10 protein-coding genes are annotated in these 14,923 nt (G+C 68.4%); all 10 read right to left on the bottom strand.

What is annotated here, in order from left to right:
* Window positions 1-412 precede the first annotated feature (412 nt).
* Window positions 413-2,659, bottom strand: a complete 2,247-nt coding sequence (locus ACZYRS_RS27430; RefSeq protein WP_463421725.1) for a phosphocholine-specific phospholipase C — start codon at window positions 2,657-2,659, stop codon at window positions 413-415.
* A gap of 29 nt (window positions 2,660-2,688) precedes the next feature.
* On the bottom strand, window positions 2,689-4,908 hold the full coding sequence (locus ACZYRS_RS27425) for a phosphocholine-specific phospholipase C (protein ID WP_463422549.1): 2,220 nt from the start codon (window positions 4,906-4,908) through the stop codon (window positions 2,689-2,691).
* Between the two features lie 50 nt (window positions 4,909-4,958).
* Window positions 4,959-5,168, bottom strand: coding sequence for a hypothetical protein (locus tag ACZYRS_RS27420; RefSeq protein WP_198789235.1), 210 nt, complete (start codon window positions 5,166-5,168; stop codon window positions 4,959-4,961).
* A 50-nt stretch (window positions 5,169-5,218) separates the two neighbouring features.
* Window positions 5,219-7,321, bottom strand: a complete 2,103-nt coding sequence (locus ACZYRS_RS27415; RefSeq protein WP_463421724.1) for a LamG-like jellyroll fold domain-containing protein — start codon at window positions 7,319-7,321, stop codon at window positions 5,219-5,221.
* Between the two features lie 292 nt (window positions 7,322-7,613).
* Complete coding sequence (locus ACZYRS_RS27410; protein ID WP_198789233.1) at window positions 7,614-8,513, bottom strand: 5'-nucleotidase; 900 nt, start codon at window positions 8,511-8,513, stop codon at window positions 7,614-7,616.
* Window positions 8,514-8,521: 8 nt separating this feature from the next.
* Window positions 8,522-9,112 (bottom strand): DUF7822 domain-containing protein, encoded by a 591-nt coding sequence (locus ACZYRS_RS27405; protein ID WP_463421723.1) that lies wholly within the window; start codon window positions 9,110-9,112, stop codon window positions 8,522-8,524.
* 18 nt (window positions 9,113-9,130) lie between these two features.
* Entirely contained in the window at window positions 9,131-10,369 is a 1,239-nt protein-coding gene (gene gspF / locus ACZYRS_RS27400; RefSeq protein WP_463421722.1) for a type II secretion system inner membrane protein GspF, read from the bottom strand.
* A gap of 30 nt (window positions 10,370-10,399) precedes the next feature.
* Window positions 10,400-11,791 (bottom strand): GspE/PulE family protein, encoded by a 1,392-nt coding sequence (locus tag ACZYRS_RS27395; protein WP_198789230.1) that lies wholly within the window; start codon window positions 11,789-11,791, stop codon window positions 10,400-10,402.
* A 5-nt stretch (window positions 11,792-11,796) separates the two neighbouring features.
* The gene (gspD, locus tag ACZYRS_RS27390) at window positions 11,797-14,106 is read right to left on the bottom strand and encodes a type II secretion system secretin GspD (protein ID WP_463421721.1); all 2,310 of its coding nucleotides are present in this window, start codon (window positions 14,104-14,106) and stop codon (window positions 11,797-11,799) included.
* 2 nt (window positions 14,107-14,108) lie between these two features.
* Window positions 14,109-14,918, bottom strand: coding sequence for a type II secretion system protein N (gene gspN, locus ACZYRS_RS27385; protein ID WP_198789228.1), 810 nt, complete (start codon window positions 14,916-14,918; stop codon window positions 14,109-14,111).
* Window positions 14,919-14,923: the final 5 nt, after the last annotated feature.

Here is a 14,923-nt window from a genome sequence, read left to right as displayed (position 1 = left end):
CTTCACGCAGGTCGCGAAGGCCGCTGGACTCGAGGCTAAAAAATGCGCGTGACATCGCCATGAACGGGACGGGGGTGAGGTGTAAGCGTGCGAAACGCGTGGGGCGCTTTGCGATGTATTTCGTGTGCGCGTCGTGCGCTTGTTCAGGGCGGCACTCGCGCCGACGGTGGGCTCTGTTTCGCGAATGTCCTCCGCCTTCGGCTCCTCCTTGATTTCGCGAAACAGAGCCCACCATCAGCGCGAGCGCTTCAGAGCAGTCGTTGATCGCCGATCACCAGCAGCGTGCCCAAGTGCGCAGGGCATCGGGTGCTCCCCGCAGCGAAATCAAGGAGGAGGGCGAAGCCCGGGGGACATTCGCGGAGGGGAGTACCCGGTGGCCTGTGCACACCCCCCGGAACCTCTTCGCAAAAGATCAAAGATCGGCCAACCCCATCGCCGGATCACTCACCGTGTGCTTGCCCGTTTCCACGCGACCCGCAAAGCGGCGGTAGTAGCCGGCATCGGCATCGCAGGTGACAGCGAAGTCGTACCACTGGCCACTCGCTGCGAGCTCCCAGTGCTGGTCGGTTGTCGCACCGCCGTTGACCGTCGCGGTCCACGGACCGTCGCCGCGATAGGCCTTCGCACGCACGGTGAACGTGCAGGCGTTCTTGCCGTCGTTGCGCATGCTCAGGTAGACGTTGCCGTTCGCGATGTCGTAGCACACGCGCACTTCAGGCACCGCCGCATCGCCCGCGCGCAGGCGATTGAGGTCGCCCTTGAAGTGACGATGAAAGCCGTTCGGCCCGAGCACCCAGAGGTCGTAGAAACCGCTGTTGTCGGTCATCGCCGTCCACGCGTCGTCCAGCGTCTTGCCGGGCTCCACCATGTAGCGGCGCGGCAGGCGATCGAGGTTCAGCTTGTCGTAGACATGGAACACCGCCGCCGCCTTGCCGGTGTTCGCGAACAACAGCTGCACCTTGCCGCCGATCGTGTCGGCCTTGGCGCTTGCGTGCAGTTCGTAGGGCAGCGCGCGCGACGGCCGCGTGCCGGTGAACTGGCGCGGCAGCTGCGGATCGAGCGGCAGCGGCACCTGCGGCAACGCCTGCTGGGCGGTGCGCAGCTTGTCGGCATCGGCCTTCGTCGTGCGCCCGGTGAGCGTGGGCAGCGCCTCGCTGTTGGGCGTGGCGAAGTTGAAGGCGCTCGTCAGGTCGCCGCACACCGCGCGCCGGAACGGCGAGATGTTCGGCTCCTTCACGCCGAAGCGCGTTTCCAGAAAGCGCAGCACCGAGGTGTGGTCGAAGGCCTGCGAGTTGACCCAGCCGCCGCGGCTCCACGGCGAGATCACGTACATCGGCACGCGCGGGCCCGGGCCGTAGACGCGGCCGTCGGGCTTGGGCTGGCTGCCGCTGCCGGCCGGCGCCGGGTGCGTGAAGTACTCGGCGCCCAAGTCCGCATCGGGCAGCGTGGTCTTGCCGGCGTAGGTGCCGTCGCCGTTGGGCGAAGGCGCCGAGGGCGAGGGCACGTGGTCGAAGTAGCCGTCGTTCTCGTCGAAGTTGATGAGCAGCACGGTCTTGCTCCACACCTCGGGCACGGCGGTGAGCGCGTCCAGCACTTCCTGCAGGAACCACGCGCCCTGCACGGGGCTCGACGGACCGGGGTGCTCGCAGTAGATCGACGGTGCATTCATCCACGAGACCTGCGGCAGCTTGCCTTCGCGGATGTCGCGCTTGAAGGCGTCCAGGTAGGTCTCGGGCGTGGTGCCCGGCAGCGTGTTGGCCACGCCCTTGTAGAGCGGGTTCTTCGCGTTGTCGGAGGCCGCGTCGTAGGCGTGGTACGGCAGCGCCTGGCCGGTCAGCGCATAGGGCTTTTGCGGCGAGCCGCCGCTGGAGACCGGAAAGCCCGAGGCGAGATTCGCCTGGCGGAACTGCTGGAACGCGCCCAGCATGTTGTCGCCCCATTCGTCGGGCATGTTCTGGTAGCTGATCCACTTGACGCCCGCATCCTCCAGGCGCTCGGCATACGTCTTCCACGTGTAGCCGGTGTTGGCCGACGCGGGCAGGCCGTCGATCGCATCCCACTCGTTGCGCACGAACGCCACGCCTTGCGCGGTCGGTCCGTTGGTGCCGGTGATGTGGAACGAGCGGTTCGCGTCGGTGCCGGTGTGCATGCCGCAGTGGTACGCGTCGCAGATCGTGAAGGCGTTGGCCAGCGCGTACTGGAAGGGGACCTCGGCCTCCTTGTGGTACCCCATCGCCTTGTTGGTCTTGTAGCGCGGCCACTGGTACATGCGGCCGTTGTCCCATGCGTTCTGGCTGTCGTTCCAGTCGTGCGGCGTGCCGCCGTCGCGCTGGGCGTTGCCCGTGCGGCTGTCGAAGTGGTACGGCAGGATGGGCTTGCCGGTGGCATCGCTTTGCTGCCACACGTTCAGCCCCTTGGGCAGCGGAATGGTGAATCGATCGCCGAAGCCGCGCACGCCCATGAGCGTGCCGAAGTAGTGGTCGAACGAGCGGTTCTCCTGCATCAGGATCACGACGTGCTCGACGTCCATGATCGTGCCGGTCTTGTTGTTGGCAGGGATCGCGAGGGCGCGGCGGATGCTCGGCGGAAAGGCCGAGAGCGCCAGCGCGGCAGCACCGGTGGTGGCGGTGCCCGTGAGGAATTTGCGGCGTGAATTCATCGGTCCGTGTTTTTCGGTGGACGTCACGCTCACAGGTCGGCCAGGCCCATGGCCGGATCGCTCACCGTGTGCTTGCCGTTTTCCACGCGGCCGGCAAAGCGCCGGTAGTAGGCCGGGTCGGCATCGCAGGTGACCGCGAAGTCGTACCACTGGCCGCTGCCGGCCAGCACCCACTGCTGCTCTGCCTTGGCGCCGCCCGCGACGGTGGCACCCCACGGGCCGTCGTTGCGGTAGGCCTTGGCGCGCACGGTGAACTTCGCGGGGTTCGTGCCGGCGTTGAGCATCTCCAGGTACACGTTGCCGTTGGCGATGTCGTAGCACACGCGCACTTCGGGGTTCGCGCCGCTCGTGCGCAGCGCATTGAGGTCGCCCTTGAAGTGGCGGTGAAAGCCGTTCGGCCCGAGCACCCATAGGTCGTAGAAGCCGCTGTTGTCGGTCATCGCGCTCCAGGCGTCGTCCAGCGACTTGCCGGGCTCCACCATGAAGCGGCGCGGCAGGCGATCGAGGTTGAGCTTGTCGTAGACGTGGAACACGGCCGCGGCCTTGCCGCTGTTCTTGAACAGCAGCTGGATCTTGCCGCCGACCGAATCGGCGCGCGCGCTCACGTGCAGCTCGTAGGGGAGCGCGCGCGAGGGGCGGGTGCCGGTGGCCTGGCGCGGCAGTTGCGGATCGAGCGGCAGCGGCACCTGCGCGAGGGCTTCCTGGTCGCTGCGCGTCTTGGTGGCGTCGGTGCGCGTGGTTCGGCCCGCGAGCGTGGGCAGCGCCTCGGTGTTGGGCGTTGCGAAGTTGAAGGCGCTCGTCAAGTCGCCGCACACCGCGCGCCGGAACGGCGAGATGTTGGGCTCCTTCACGCCGAAGCGCGCCTCGATGAAGCGGATCACCGAGGTGTGGTCGAAGGCCTGCGAGTTGACCCAGCCGCCGCGGCTCCACGGCGAGACGATGTACATCGGGACGCGCACGCCGGGACCGTAGACGCGGCCATCGGGCGCGGGTTGCCGGGTGGTGCCCGGCGGCTTGGGGTGCGTGAAGCGCTCGAAGGCGATGTCGGCTTCGGGCAGCGTCGTCTTGCCCGCGGCCGAACCGTCGGGGTTCAGCGAGGGCGCGGCCGGTGAGGGGTAGTGGTCGAAGTAGCCGTCGTTCTCGTCGAAGTTGATGAGCAGCACGGTCTTGCTCCAGACCTCGGGCACGGCGGTGAGCGCGTCCAGCACTTCCTGTACGTACCAGGCGCCTTCCACCGGGCTGGACGGTCCGGGGTGCTCCGAATAGGTGGAGGGCGCGACGATCCACGAGACCTGCGGCAGCTTGCCGTTCTTCACGTCGTTGCGGAAGGTGTTCAGGTACTCATCCACATTGGCGCCGGGCATGGTGTTGGCGATGCCCTTGTACAGCGGGTTGCCGACGTCATCGCTGGCCGGGTCGTAGGCCGGCACCGTGCCGGTGTTCGTGACTGGTTTGCCCGATGCCTCGCTGGCCTGCCGATACTGCTTGAAGCCCACGAGCGGGTTGTCGCCGAAGTTGTCGCGCATGTTTTCATAGACGATCCAGCTGATGCCGGCCGCCTGCAGGCGCTCGGGGAAAGTCTTCCACTCGTAGCCGGTGGTCGAGGGCGGCGTGTAGCTGTCGTCCCACTCGTTGGTGACCGAGGCCACGCCCGCGCCCGTGGGGCCGTTGGTGCCGGTCCAGTGGAACATGCGATTCGAGTTGGTGCCCGTGTGCATGCTGCAGTGGTAGCTGTCGCACAGCGTGAAGGCATTGGCCAGTGCGAACTGGAACGGCAACTCGGCCTGCTTGAGGTAGCCCATGGACTGGGTGTACGGCGCCGTGCCCGTCTTCTTGTATTTGACCCACTGGTAGGCACGGCCGCCGTCCCATGCGTTCTGACTGTCGTTCCAGTCGTGCGGCGTGCCCGCAACGCGCTGCGCGTTGCCCTTGGTCTGGTCCAGGTGGTAGGGCAGCACGGGCTTGCCCGTGTCGTCGGCTTGCTGCCAGACGTTGAGCCCCTTGGGCAGCGGAATCGTGAAGCGGTCACCGAAGCCGCGCACGCCCATGAGCGTGCCGAAGTAGTGATCGAACGAGCGGTTCTCCTGCATCAGGATCACGATGTGCTCGACGTCCTGGATGGTGCCGGTCTTGTTGTTGGCCGGAATGGCCAGCGCGCGGCGAATGGCCGGCGGAAAGGCCGAGAGCGCGAGGGCGGCAGCGCCGGTTGTGGCGGTGCTCGTGAGGAAGTTGCGGCGCGAGTTCTTCATGGGCTTGTGGTTCTGCGGGTTCATGTCGCGGGAGTTCATGTCGCGCGGGGTCAGGGCGCGCAGCTCTTGACGGGGGCGACGCCGGTGTCGGGCGGCGTGGTGACCGGCGGGGTGGTCGTGGGCGGCGTGCCGGCGCCGGGCAGGCCGCCGAAGAAGCCGCCGCCGCCATCGCTGCCGCCACCGCAGGCGGACAGGGCACAGGCCACGACCAGCGTGGACAGCACGGGCACGAAGCGCGTGGCAAGGAATGGAATATTCATGATGGAGATCCTCTCGAGTCGTTTGTTGTCGGGGGGTGATAAGGGACGGTTCAGGGCAGCAGCAACATCAGCGGCTGGCCCGACTTGAAGATGCTTGCGAGCTCGTCGGTGGTGAGCGCGCGGTTCCAGATCGCGAACTCGTTGAAGTCCATCGCGCCGCGCGGCGAACTGGTCTCGCGCTGGTAGTACTGGCCGGTGCCGTCTTCGTTGAGGCCGATGCCGTTCTTCAGGCCGCCCAGCTGCGCGACCAGCGCGCTCGTGAGCGTGGCGCTGCCGGTCTGCATGGCGCGGGCCGAATCGAACACGTAGCCGGTGAGCTGGAGGTTGGCCTTGTCGATCACGACCGCCACATAGGCCCACTGGCCCGCGGTGAGGCCGTAGCCGTTGCTGTCGGCGCGCGCGCTGCCGGTGCCCACGTTGAAGCGGATCTCGCAGCTGCCGAAGAGGCCGATCGCCAGGCCCGCGTTCGCGCCGGTGGTGTAGTTCTTGTTGGCGAGCATCGAGGCGCCGTTGCTCACGCCCTGGCTGCAGGTGGCGTCGGTGCGCACCCAGAAGCCGAGGGTGTAGGCGGTGACGGCCGGGTTGGTGGCCACGTCGGTGGTCTGCAGCAGGCGGTAGCCGGCCGAGCCGCCCGCGTTCTTCACCGTGCTGTCCACGCGCAGCGCCTTGACCTTGTAGGGAATCTTGAAACCGTCGTCGACCACGGTGCCGCCGTTGGCATCGGCCGCCCACGGTGCGAGCGTGGAGGCGCTCTTCAGGTCTGCGCCGGGCAGCGTGTCCAGCGGGTAATAGTTGACGAGACCGTTCGCCAGCGTGGGCGCGAGCGTCGCGGGCTTCACGTAGGCCAGCTGCGCGGCGAGCGCGAGGCTGGCTTCGCCGGAAACGACGGTGTACTGGTAGGTGTAGACACCGTCGGCATCGGCCACGATGGGATCGCTGTACGCGGTCGAGCCGGCCGGCAGCGCGACGACCAGCTTGCCGTCGCGCAACACCAGCACCGGCGCGCTCGCATCGCCCGAGAGCGTCCATGCGAGGTCGATGCTGGTCTTGTCCGCGCCGGCCTTGGCCGAGAGATTGCGCAACGACGTCGCGGCCTGCAGCGCCTGTCCGTTGAAGGTGTAGTCCTGGGCGGCCGGCAGCGCGCCGAGATGGCGCAGCACGGTCGGCGCGATGTCGGTGGCCGCGGCGAGTTGCAGCAGCGCGGTGTCTGCTGGCGCTGCCGTGCCGACGCCCGGCAACGCGGCCAGTGTCTTGTTGCTCGCGATGAAGACGGTCTTGTTGTCGATCGTCTGCAGGCCGGTGGCGGTGCCGAAAGCATCCAGGCCGTGGCCGGTCGTGAGGATGACGAGCCAGTCCTCCTTCGCATCGTTGGCGGTGCGTTTGGCGATGCGTGCGAGCAACTGGCCGATGGCGGCCGAGGTGTTCGAGATCGCGCGCTGGTAGGCATCGCTCTTCAAGCCATTGCCGACGGCTGCGGCGGGTGCGCCGTATTGCGCGACCGTGAGGTCGTAGCCGGCATCGATGAACTGCGCGGTGCGCTCGGTCACGCAGGCATCGGCGCCCGCGCAATCGACGGCGCCGTCGACAGTGCCGCTCTCGCTGGCCATGAGCTGCGGATAGAGCACATTGGCCGTGACCGAAGCGGTCTTGTAGCCGGCCGCCTTGTTCTGCTTGGCGAGCGCGAAGACCGAGGGCGCGAGCTTCGCGTCGATGCGCTGGTCGGCCGTGTCCCAGCGCACGCCGTGGCGCGGCACCCAGGTGCCCGTGAGCAGCGTGGCCCAGCCCGGGCCGTCGGTGGTGCGCTGTTCGCTCGGCGTGCCATTGGCGCCGCCGGTCCATGCCGGTGCGATGCGCAGCGACTGCAGCGCGGGCACCTTGTTCTGCGCGATCGCATCGCGCAGGGCGGCGTGCGTGAGGCCGTCGATCTCGACGACGAGTGCCTTGGGGCCGCTCTTGCCCTGGTTCGTGCCGGATGCCGGCGGATTGGCGCCGCCAACACCACCACCACCATTGTTGGCAGGTGGCACGTTGACGAGCGGGAACGCGGGGCCACTGCCACCACCGCCGCCGCAGGCGGCAAGCACGATGGACGTGGCAAGGGGCAGGAGCCAGCGCGTGGAAAGCGGGGCGTGCGAAGGTGTGATCGGGCGCATCGGAGGAAGCCGGTGGGTCTGTCTGTCGGAGGGATGGAAGCCGGCGCGGCAAAAAAAAAGTGCCACAAGGGCACTGCGCACCGAACAGACAGCGAGGCTAAGAAGCGCGCGTTACGCCGCAATGAATGCGCGATGACAGAGCGAAGTCGTGCGCGTGACGACGCGCGGATTCAGCACTTCAAAGTTGGCGGTATCGTTCAAGGAATATCGCGGAACCGGCTTTGCCGGGCCGCAGATATTGCCCCCTGCAAGGGGGTTGGCGAAGCGACACGAAGTGCGCGAAGCCTGGGGGTCAGCCCTCGTTACTGATGCCGCTGGACACATGCCCCGCGGGCACATGCCGCGAAGCCGCATCGACGTGACCGGTCTGGTCGTCGAAGAAAAAATCAGGCTCGAACTCGCGCAGGAATTCGCCCTTGGGCAGGCCGCCGAGGAACATCGCTTCGTCCACGCGGATGTTCCAGTTCATCAGCGTGCGGATCGCGCGCTCGTGCGCCGGCGCACTGCGCGCGGTGACCAGCGCGGTGCGGATGCGCATCTGCGCATTGCCCGCCATCTGCAGCCGGTGCAGCGCCATCAGCAGCGGCTTGAACGGGCCTTCGGGCAGAGGCAGGTCGGCCTTGCTCAACTCGTGCGCCTGGAAGGCGTCGAGCCCCTCGGCCTGGAACACGCGCTCGGCTTCGTCGGAGAACAGCACCGCATCGCCGTCGAAGGCGATGCGCACTTCGTTGGGCCAGGCGTCGCTCGCCTTCACCGATTCGACCAGCACGCGCGCGGCCGGAAAGCCCGCGACCAGCGCCTCGCGCACGTCCTGCGCGTTGACCGAGAGAAAGAGGTGCGCGCGCAGCGGGCGCAGGTAGCCGAAGGGCGGGCGGCCCTGCGTGAACACGCCGCGCTGCAGCTTGATGTCGGCGGCCGCGCTCGACTTGAAGATGCGCATGCCCGAGACCGGGTCGTTGCGGGAAAGGATCACCACCTCGACGCGCTGCACGCCGTCGTCGTTGAAGCGCAGCAACTTGCGGATCAGCGAGTACGCGATGCCGGGGGCGGCCGGCACGTCGAGCCGGTCCAGCTGCAGCTTCATGTAGCCCTCGTTGTCGCCGGCCTCGAAGATGCGGTTTTCTTCTTCGAGGTTGAAGAGGGCGCGCGAGGAGATCGCGACCACGAGCTTGTCTTCGAGGGTGACTGGCATGGGGTGATTCAGTTCGCGTCGTTGGGCGCGTCATCGGGCGCGTAGTAGAGCGTATCCGACCAGTAGCCTAGTCCCAGCTCGCGCAGGGGCGCCTCGATGCTCTCCTGCGACGGCGCGAAGATGCGCTCCCAGAAGTTCTTTTTCTTCGGCGCGAGCCGGGCGATGGCGGCTTCGATCTCCGCGTCGATGTCCTGCACGTCGCGCAGCAGGCCGGCGGCCTGCTCGCCCAGCGGCTCGTCGCCCATGTCGAGGATCTCGGCGCACTCCAGTACGAAGTAGCCGTTGCGGTCGACGTGGCGGTTCAGGAAGTCGAGGGCCTCGTCCCGCAGCGGCGCGACCGAAGGGTGGTCGATGCGGGCGAGGAACTGCTGGAGCCGGTCGATGCCCGCGCCGGCACGGCCCGCGAGCGCGGTCGGTTCGTCCAGGCTGGTCCAGATCATCGAGCGGCACAGCTGCACGTCCGCGGACACCAGCAGCTGGTAGACCAGCGGTATGTCGTAGTTGCGCTCCGAGATGCCCTTGACCTGCCGCGGATCGTCCTTCGCGGGATCGAGCCCCGGCACGAACGGACTGGCGAACAGGTAGCTCCGATTTGCCATGGCGGCGAGCCTCCAGGGTTATTTGACGAACTGGTTCAACTGGATGATCGGCAGCATCACGGCCAGCACGATCAGCATCACCACGCCGCCCATCGCCACGATCAGGAGCGGCTCCAGGATGGTGGCCAGGTGCATCGCGCGCCGCTGCACTTCGGCGCCCAGCTGGTTGGCCGCGCGCTGCAGCATCAGCGGCAGCGTGCCGGTCTGCTCGCCCAGGCGCGCGAACATCGACACGAGGCCCGGAAAGCGTTTCTTCTGCGCGAGCGCCGAAGCGAGCGGCGCGCCTTCGCGCACGAGCACCAGCGCATCGAGCGCATCGGCGCGCATCGCGCGGTTGCCCAAAGTTTCGGAGGCCGCCTGCAGCGCGCGCAGGATCGGCACGCCGGCGGTGGCCAGCATCGCGAGCGTGCTGGCGAAGCGCGCCGCGTTGTAGCCGCGCGCGAGCTTGCCCACCAGCGGCAGCTTGAGCCAGGCCGCATCGAACTTCAGGCGGAAAGCCTCTTGCGCGAGCGCCACGCGAACGCCGATGGCGGTGAGCACCACGCCGCCCAGCATCCACCAGCCGTAGTTGCGCACGCCCGCGCTCAGCGAGAGCATCACGGTGGTGAGAAAGGGCAGCGAGCGCTTGGTGCCCGCGAACACCTGCGCCACCTGCGGCACCACGTAGCTCACGAGAAAGATCACGATCACGATCGCCACCAGCGTGACGATGGCCGGGTACAGCGCCGCGCCGATCAGCTTCTGCTGCAGCGCCTGGCGTTCTTCCAGGTCGTCGGCCAGGCGGTCGAGCACGAGGCCCAGGTTGCCGCTCTGCTCGCCGGCGCCGATCACCGCGGTGTAGATGGGCGAGAACTCGCGCGAGTGCGCCGACAGCGCGCGCGCGAAGGGCGAACCCGCGTTGACCTCGGCGCGCAGCGACGCGACGAGGTTGCGCTGCGGTTCGGACTCGGCTTCGTCGGTGAGCGCCGTGAGCGCGCGTTCGAGCGGCAGGCCCGAAGAGACGAGGCCCGCGAGCTGGCGCGTCCACACGGCCAGCCCCGTGGAATTGAACACGCGCTTGCCGCCGCCGAGCCACCGGCTCAGGCTGCTGCGCTGGCCGGTGCCGTTGATGTGGTCGCTGCCGACCGGCGTGACCGACAGCGGAATCAGCGCCTGCGCGCGCAAGAGGCTGCGGGCGCTGCGCGCGGTGTCGGCCTCGAGCACGCCTTCGCGCGACTGGCCGCTGGCGTCGATGGCTTCGAAGGAATAGGCGGGCATGGCGAGTGTGGCGAGGTGGGGCGCTGGCCGCTAGTCGCGTGTGACGCGCAAGAGCTCTGCGCGCGAGGTGATGCCCGCCTGCACCAGCCGTTCGCCGTCTTCGCGCATGAGCCTGAGGCCGCCGCGCGCGCCGGCCTGCAGCAGTTCGCTCTCGGCCGCCTTGCTGTGGATGAGGCCCTGCACGGTTTCGTCGGCCACCAGCAATTCGAAGATGCCGGTGCGGCCCTGGTAGCCCGTTTGCCCGCAGACGTCGCAGCCCGCGCCACCGCAGCTCGTGCAGACCTTGCGCACGAGGCGCTGCGCGAGCACGCCCAGGAGCGACGAGCTCAAGAGGAAAGGCTCGACGCCCATGTCGGTGAGCCGCGTGACGGCGCTCACCGAATCGTTGGTGTGCAGCGTCGCGAGCACCAGGTGGCCGGTGAGCGAGGCCTGGATGGCGATCTGCGCGGTCTCGAAGTCGCGGATTTCGCCGATCATGATCACGTCCGGGTCCTGCCGCAGGATCGCGCGCAGGGCCTTGGCGAAGGTGAGCTCGATCTTCGCGTTGATCTGCGTCTGGCCCACGCCCGGCAGCTCGTATTCGATGGGGTCTTCCACCGTCATGATGTTGCTGCGGCTCGCATCGAGCCGGGCGAGCGCCGCATACAGCGTGGTGGTCTTGCCCGAGCCGGTCGGCCCGGTCACCAGGATGATGCCGTGCGGCTGCGTGATGAGTTTTTCGAAGCGCTGCAGCGTGTCGCCCTGCATGCCCACCGATTCGAGCGTGAGTTTCGATTCGCTCTTGTCCAGCAAACGCAGCACCGCGCGTTCGCCGTGCGCGCTCGGCAGCGTGGAGACGCGCACGTCGACCGCGCGCGTGCCGATGCGCAAGCTGATGCGCCCGTCCTGCGGCAGCCGTTTCTCGGAGATATCGAGGTCGGCCATGATCTTCAGGCGCGAGATCAGCGCGGCGTGCAGCGCGCGGTTGGGCTGCACCACCTCGCGCAGCGTGCCGTCGATGCGAAAGCGCACGGAGGAGGTCCGCTCGTAGGGCTCGATGTGGATGTCGCTCGCGCCGTCGCGCGCGGCCTGCGTGAGCAGCGCATTGAGCATGCGGATGATGGGCGCGTCGCCGGCGCTGGCCAGCAAGTCTTCGACCGCCGGCAGCTCCTGCATCATGCGCGAGAGGTCGGCGTCGTTCTGCACTTCGCTCACCACCGCGGCGGCGCTCGATTCGCCCTGCGCGTAGGCCGCGCTGATGCGCTGCGCGAGCGCCGCGTCGGCCAGCACCTCGAAGGCCTGCACGCTGTACTTGCGCGCCACCTCGCCGACCGCGCTGCGCGCGGGGTGCGACGACATCCACAGCGTGTAGCGGCCGTCGTCGGCTTCTTCGAGAAGGAGTTGCTGGCTGCGTGCGAACGCGTAGGGAAGCGGGTAGCGCATGGGCATCAAGGCAGTTCGCGCGCGCTGACCGGGTCGGCGGTGGGCGGCAGGGCGCCCCGCAGGGGGCTCGGGGCGAGCTTGCGGTTGTCGGCCGGCAACGCGGGCGGCGGGATCAGTTGCGTGCCCTGCTCGCGCAGGCCGCCGCTGCGGCCGGTCGTGGTGCCCAGCGGCGGCGAGGGCGGCAGGATCGGCGCCGCATCGACGGAGCGCAGCATCACGTTGTCGGCATTGGGCTGCACCACCTGCTGCAGGCCGCGGATCTGGTCGTAGCGGTCGTAGGCGAAGGCCTCGGTCGATGCGGCGTCGCGCATCACCACCGGGCGCAGGAACATCATGAGGTTCTTCTTGCTGCGCGAGCGGTTCTCGCTCTTGAAGAGGTTGCCCACCACCGGGATGTCGCCCGCCAGCGGCACCTTGTCGATGCTGGTGCCGTAGGTGTCCGACAGCAGGCCGCCGAGCATCACGAGGCCGCCGTCGTCCACCAGCACGCTCGACTCGAGCGAGCGCTTGTCCGTCGTGGGGCCGTTCGGGTCGGTCAGCGTGCCGGCCGCGACGCTGGAGATCTCCTGGAAGATCTGCATCTTCACGGTGCCGTTCTCGTTGATCGTGGGGCGCACGCGCAGTGTGAGGCCCACGTCCTTGCGCTCCACGGTGGTGAACGGGTTGATGCCCACCGAGCCCGAGGTGCTCGCGTACGAGCCGGTGGGGAAGGGCACGTTCTGGCCGATCACGATCTTGGCCTCTTCGTTGTCCAGCGTCAGCAGGTTGGGCGTGGACAGCACGTTGGCGTCGTTGTCGTTGCTGAAGAAGTTGGCAATGGCGCCCAGGATGTACTGGCCGCCGATCTTGCCGGCGATGCCCAGGTTCAGGCCCTGTCCGAGCTGGATGCCGGCCGGGTTCTTGGTGGCGATGGCCTGCGTCAGCGCCAGGATGTTCGCGCCGCTGAGCGACGAGTTGGTGCCGATGAGCGCGTTGTTGCCCAGCGCGCTCTGCCATTGCACGCCGAAGCTGGCCGCCTTGGTGGCGTTCACCTCGACGATCAGCGCCTCGATCATCACTTGCGCGCGCCGGCCGTCGAGCCGGTCGATCACCGCGCGCATCTGCCGGTACTGCGGCTCGGGCGCCGTGATGATCAGCGAGTTGGTCGACGGGTCGGCCTGGATCTGGCCTCCGGTCGAAGGCTGGTTGGCGTTGTTCAGCGGCGCATTGGCGGCTGCGGAGCCGCCCTGTCCGCTGTTGCCGCTCAAGCTGTTCTGGTTGTTTTGCTGGAAGCTGGCCTGCTGCGGCGCGGGGCTGCTGCCGCCGCCGCCAGCGGCACCGGGCGAGCCCGGCGTGGACTGCTGGTTGGCCGCCATCGCGGCGCGCAGCGTGGCTGCCAGGCGCACCGCATCGGCGTTCTTCAGGTAGACCACGTAGATGTTGCCGGCCAGGCCGTTGCTGCTTTCCGCGGGCGCGCGGTCGAGCTTCTCGACCAGCGTGCGCACCAGCTGCGCGCGCGCCGGGTTGGCCGCGCGCAGGATCAGCGAATTGCTGCGCGGATCGGCCAGCAGCGTGGTGCGGAACGACGCATCGACCGCGCCCGGCGCAGCACCCGGTGCCGCGCCCGAACCGCTGCCGTCGACCAGCCGCTGCACCAGCGGCAGCAGGTCGCTGGCGACCGAGTGCTTCAGCTGGATGATCTCGATGTCCGACGCATTGGGCACGTCGAGCGCCGCGATGATGCGCGCCAGGCGGCGCATGTTGTCGGCGTAGTCGGTGATCACGAGCGAGTTGTTGCCCGGGTTCACGTTGATGGTGTTGTTCGGCGGAATCAGCGGGCGCAGCACTGGCAGCAGGCTGTTGGGCGATTCGTAGTTGAGCCGGAAGATCTGCGTGACGATCTGGTTGCTGCCCGACGATGCGGTGGCGCCGATCGAGGTGTTCACCGTGCTGCTCTGCAGCTTGGCGTCGGCCTCTGGCACCACCTTGTAGAGGCCGTCGGCCTCCACCACCGCAAAGCCCTGCAGGCGCAGCGCCGAGGCGAACTGGTTGAAGGCGGCGGCCGGCTGGATGGCGCGGTCGGTCACCAGGTTCATCGTGCCCTTCACGCGCGGATCGACCACCACGTCGCGCCCGGTGACCACCGCCATGGTGCGCGCCACGGCCTCGATGTCGGCGTTGGAGAAGTTGAGCGTGATCGGCTCGCCGCGGCGCGGCGCGTCGCCCTGCGCGAAGGCGGGCGGCAGCACCTGCAGGAACGACGCCGCGATCAGCAGGCGCGCCGCGAGCGCGACGATGCCCAGGCGAGCGCCGGGCGTGGACAGTGGCTTCATCATGGTCAACCCAGGGTGATGATCGAACGCGCGTTGTCGCGCCGTCCGATGATGTTCAACAAATTGGAAAGAGCGTCTTCGCGGCCGGCCGCGGCACTGGCTTCGCCGTTGAAGCGAAAGGTTGTGCCGTTCCAGCTGCCGCTGCCGTTCAGCTGCAGGCTGCCTTCGCGCGTGCTCAGCAGGAGCGTGGGGCTGTTGCCGCCTTCGAGCGAGAGCCGGTAGCTGCCCATCGGCTTGAGGGTCGACAGGCTGGAGGAAACATCCGTGGCATCGAGCGTGGCCTGGCCCGCGATGCGCAGCACGGGGCCGTCCCATTGCAGCGAGAAGGCCTTGGTGGAAAGGTCGAGCGCGCCGTCGAGCTTGAGCGTGTTCCACGGCGCGCCCAGGCCCGTGAGCATCGTGGCGGGCCAGCGCGAGCGGCCGTCCAGCCAGTCGACCTTCATGCCGTTGCCGCGCGGGCTGGCCTTGAGTTCGAGAGGGCGCGGGGCACAGCAGGGCAAATCGAGCGAGGCGAAGATGCCGCTGAAGCTGGGCCGCAGGCGCCAGTGCAGGAGGCCGGGGAGCGAGACGGCCTGCGCGCTGCCGGAGCCGCTGGCGAACACCACGGCGGCCGCGCCGTTCCAGACCGTGCCGCGCGGATTGACCAGCAGCAACCGGCCCTGGCTCCAGCTGGACAGCGCCGAGGCGAGCCAGCGCGCGGGGGCGAACAGCGCCACCGCGAGCACCGCGCCGATCGCGATGCCGACGAGGGCCCAGCGCCAGCCGCGCCGCGGCTTGGGCTCGGAGAGCGGGGAAAGAGGAGCGCGCGTCACCATGCCGG

The sequence above is a fragment of the Variovorax sp. AC194 genome, assembly GCF_979257995.1.
The sequence above is the reverse complement of the archived record's forward strand: the minus strand, read 5'-3'. Positions and strand labels throughout refer to the sequence as shown.

Bases quoted from the DNA above. Each gene is read 5' to 3' on its own strand.
- ACZYRS_RS27415 (WP_463421724.1), bottom strand. From the start codon at position 7,321: ATGCGCCCGATCACACCTTCGCACGCCCCGCTTTCCACGCGCTGGCTC.
- gspF (WP_463421722.1), bottom strand. From the start codon at position 10,369: ATGCCCGCCTATTCCTTCGAAGCCATCGACGCCAGCGGCCAGTCGCGC.
- ACZYRS_RS27430 (WP_463421725.1), bottom strand. From the start codon at position 2,659: ATGAATTCACGCCGCAAATTCCTCACGGGCACCGCCACCACCGGTGCT.
- gspN (WP_198789228.1), bottom strand. From the start codon at position 14,918: ATGGTGACGCGCGCTCCTCTTTCCCCGCTCTCCGAGCCCAAGCCGCGG.
- ACZYRS_RS27425 (WP_463422549.1), bottom strand. From the start codon at position 4,908: ATGAAGAACTCGCGCCGCAACTTCCTCACGAGCACCGCCACAACCGGC.
- ACZYRS_RS27405 (WP_463421723.1), bottom strand. From the start codon at position 9,112: ATGGCAAATCGGAGCTACCTGTTCGCCAGTCCGTTCGTGCCGGGGCTC.
- ACZYRS_RS27420 (WP_198789235.1), bottom strand. From the start codon at position 5,168: ATGAATATTCCATTCCTTGCCACGCGCTTCGTGCCCGTGCTGTCCACG.
- ACZYRS_RS27410 (WP_198789233.1), bottom strand. From the start codon at position 8,513: ATGCCAGTCACCCTCGAAGACAAGCTCGTGGTCGCGATCTCCTCGCGC.
- gspD (WP_463421721.1), bottom strand. From the start codon at position 14,106: ATGATGAAGCCACTGTCCACGCCCGGCGCTCGCCTGGGCATCGTCGCG.
- ACZYRS_RS27395 (WP_198789230.1), bottom strand. From the start codon at position 11,791: ATGCGCTACCCGCTTCCCTACGCGTTCGCACGCAGCCAGCAACTCCTT.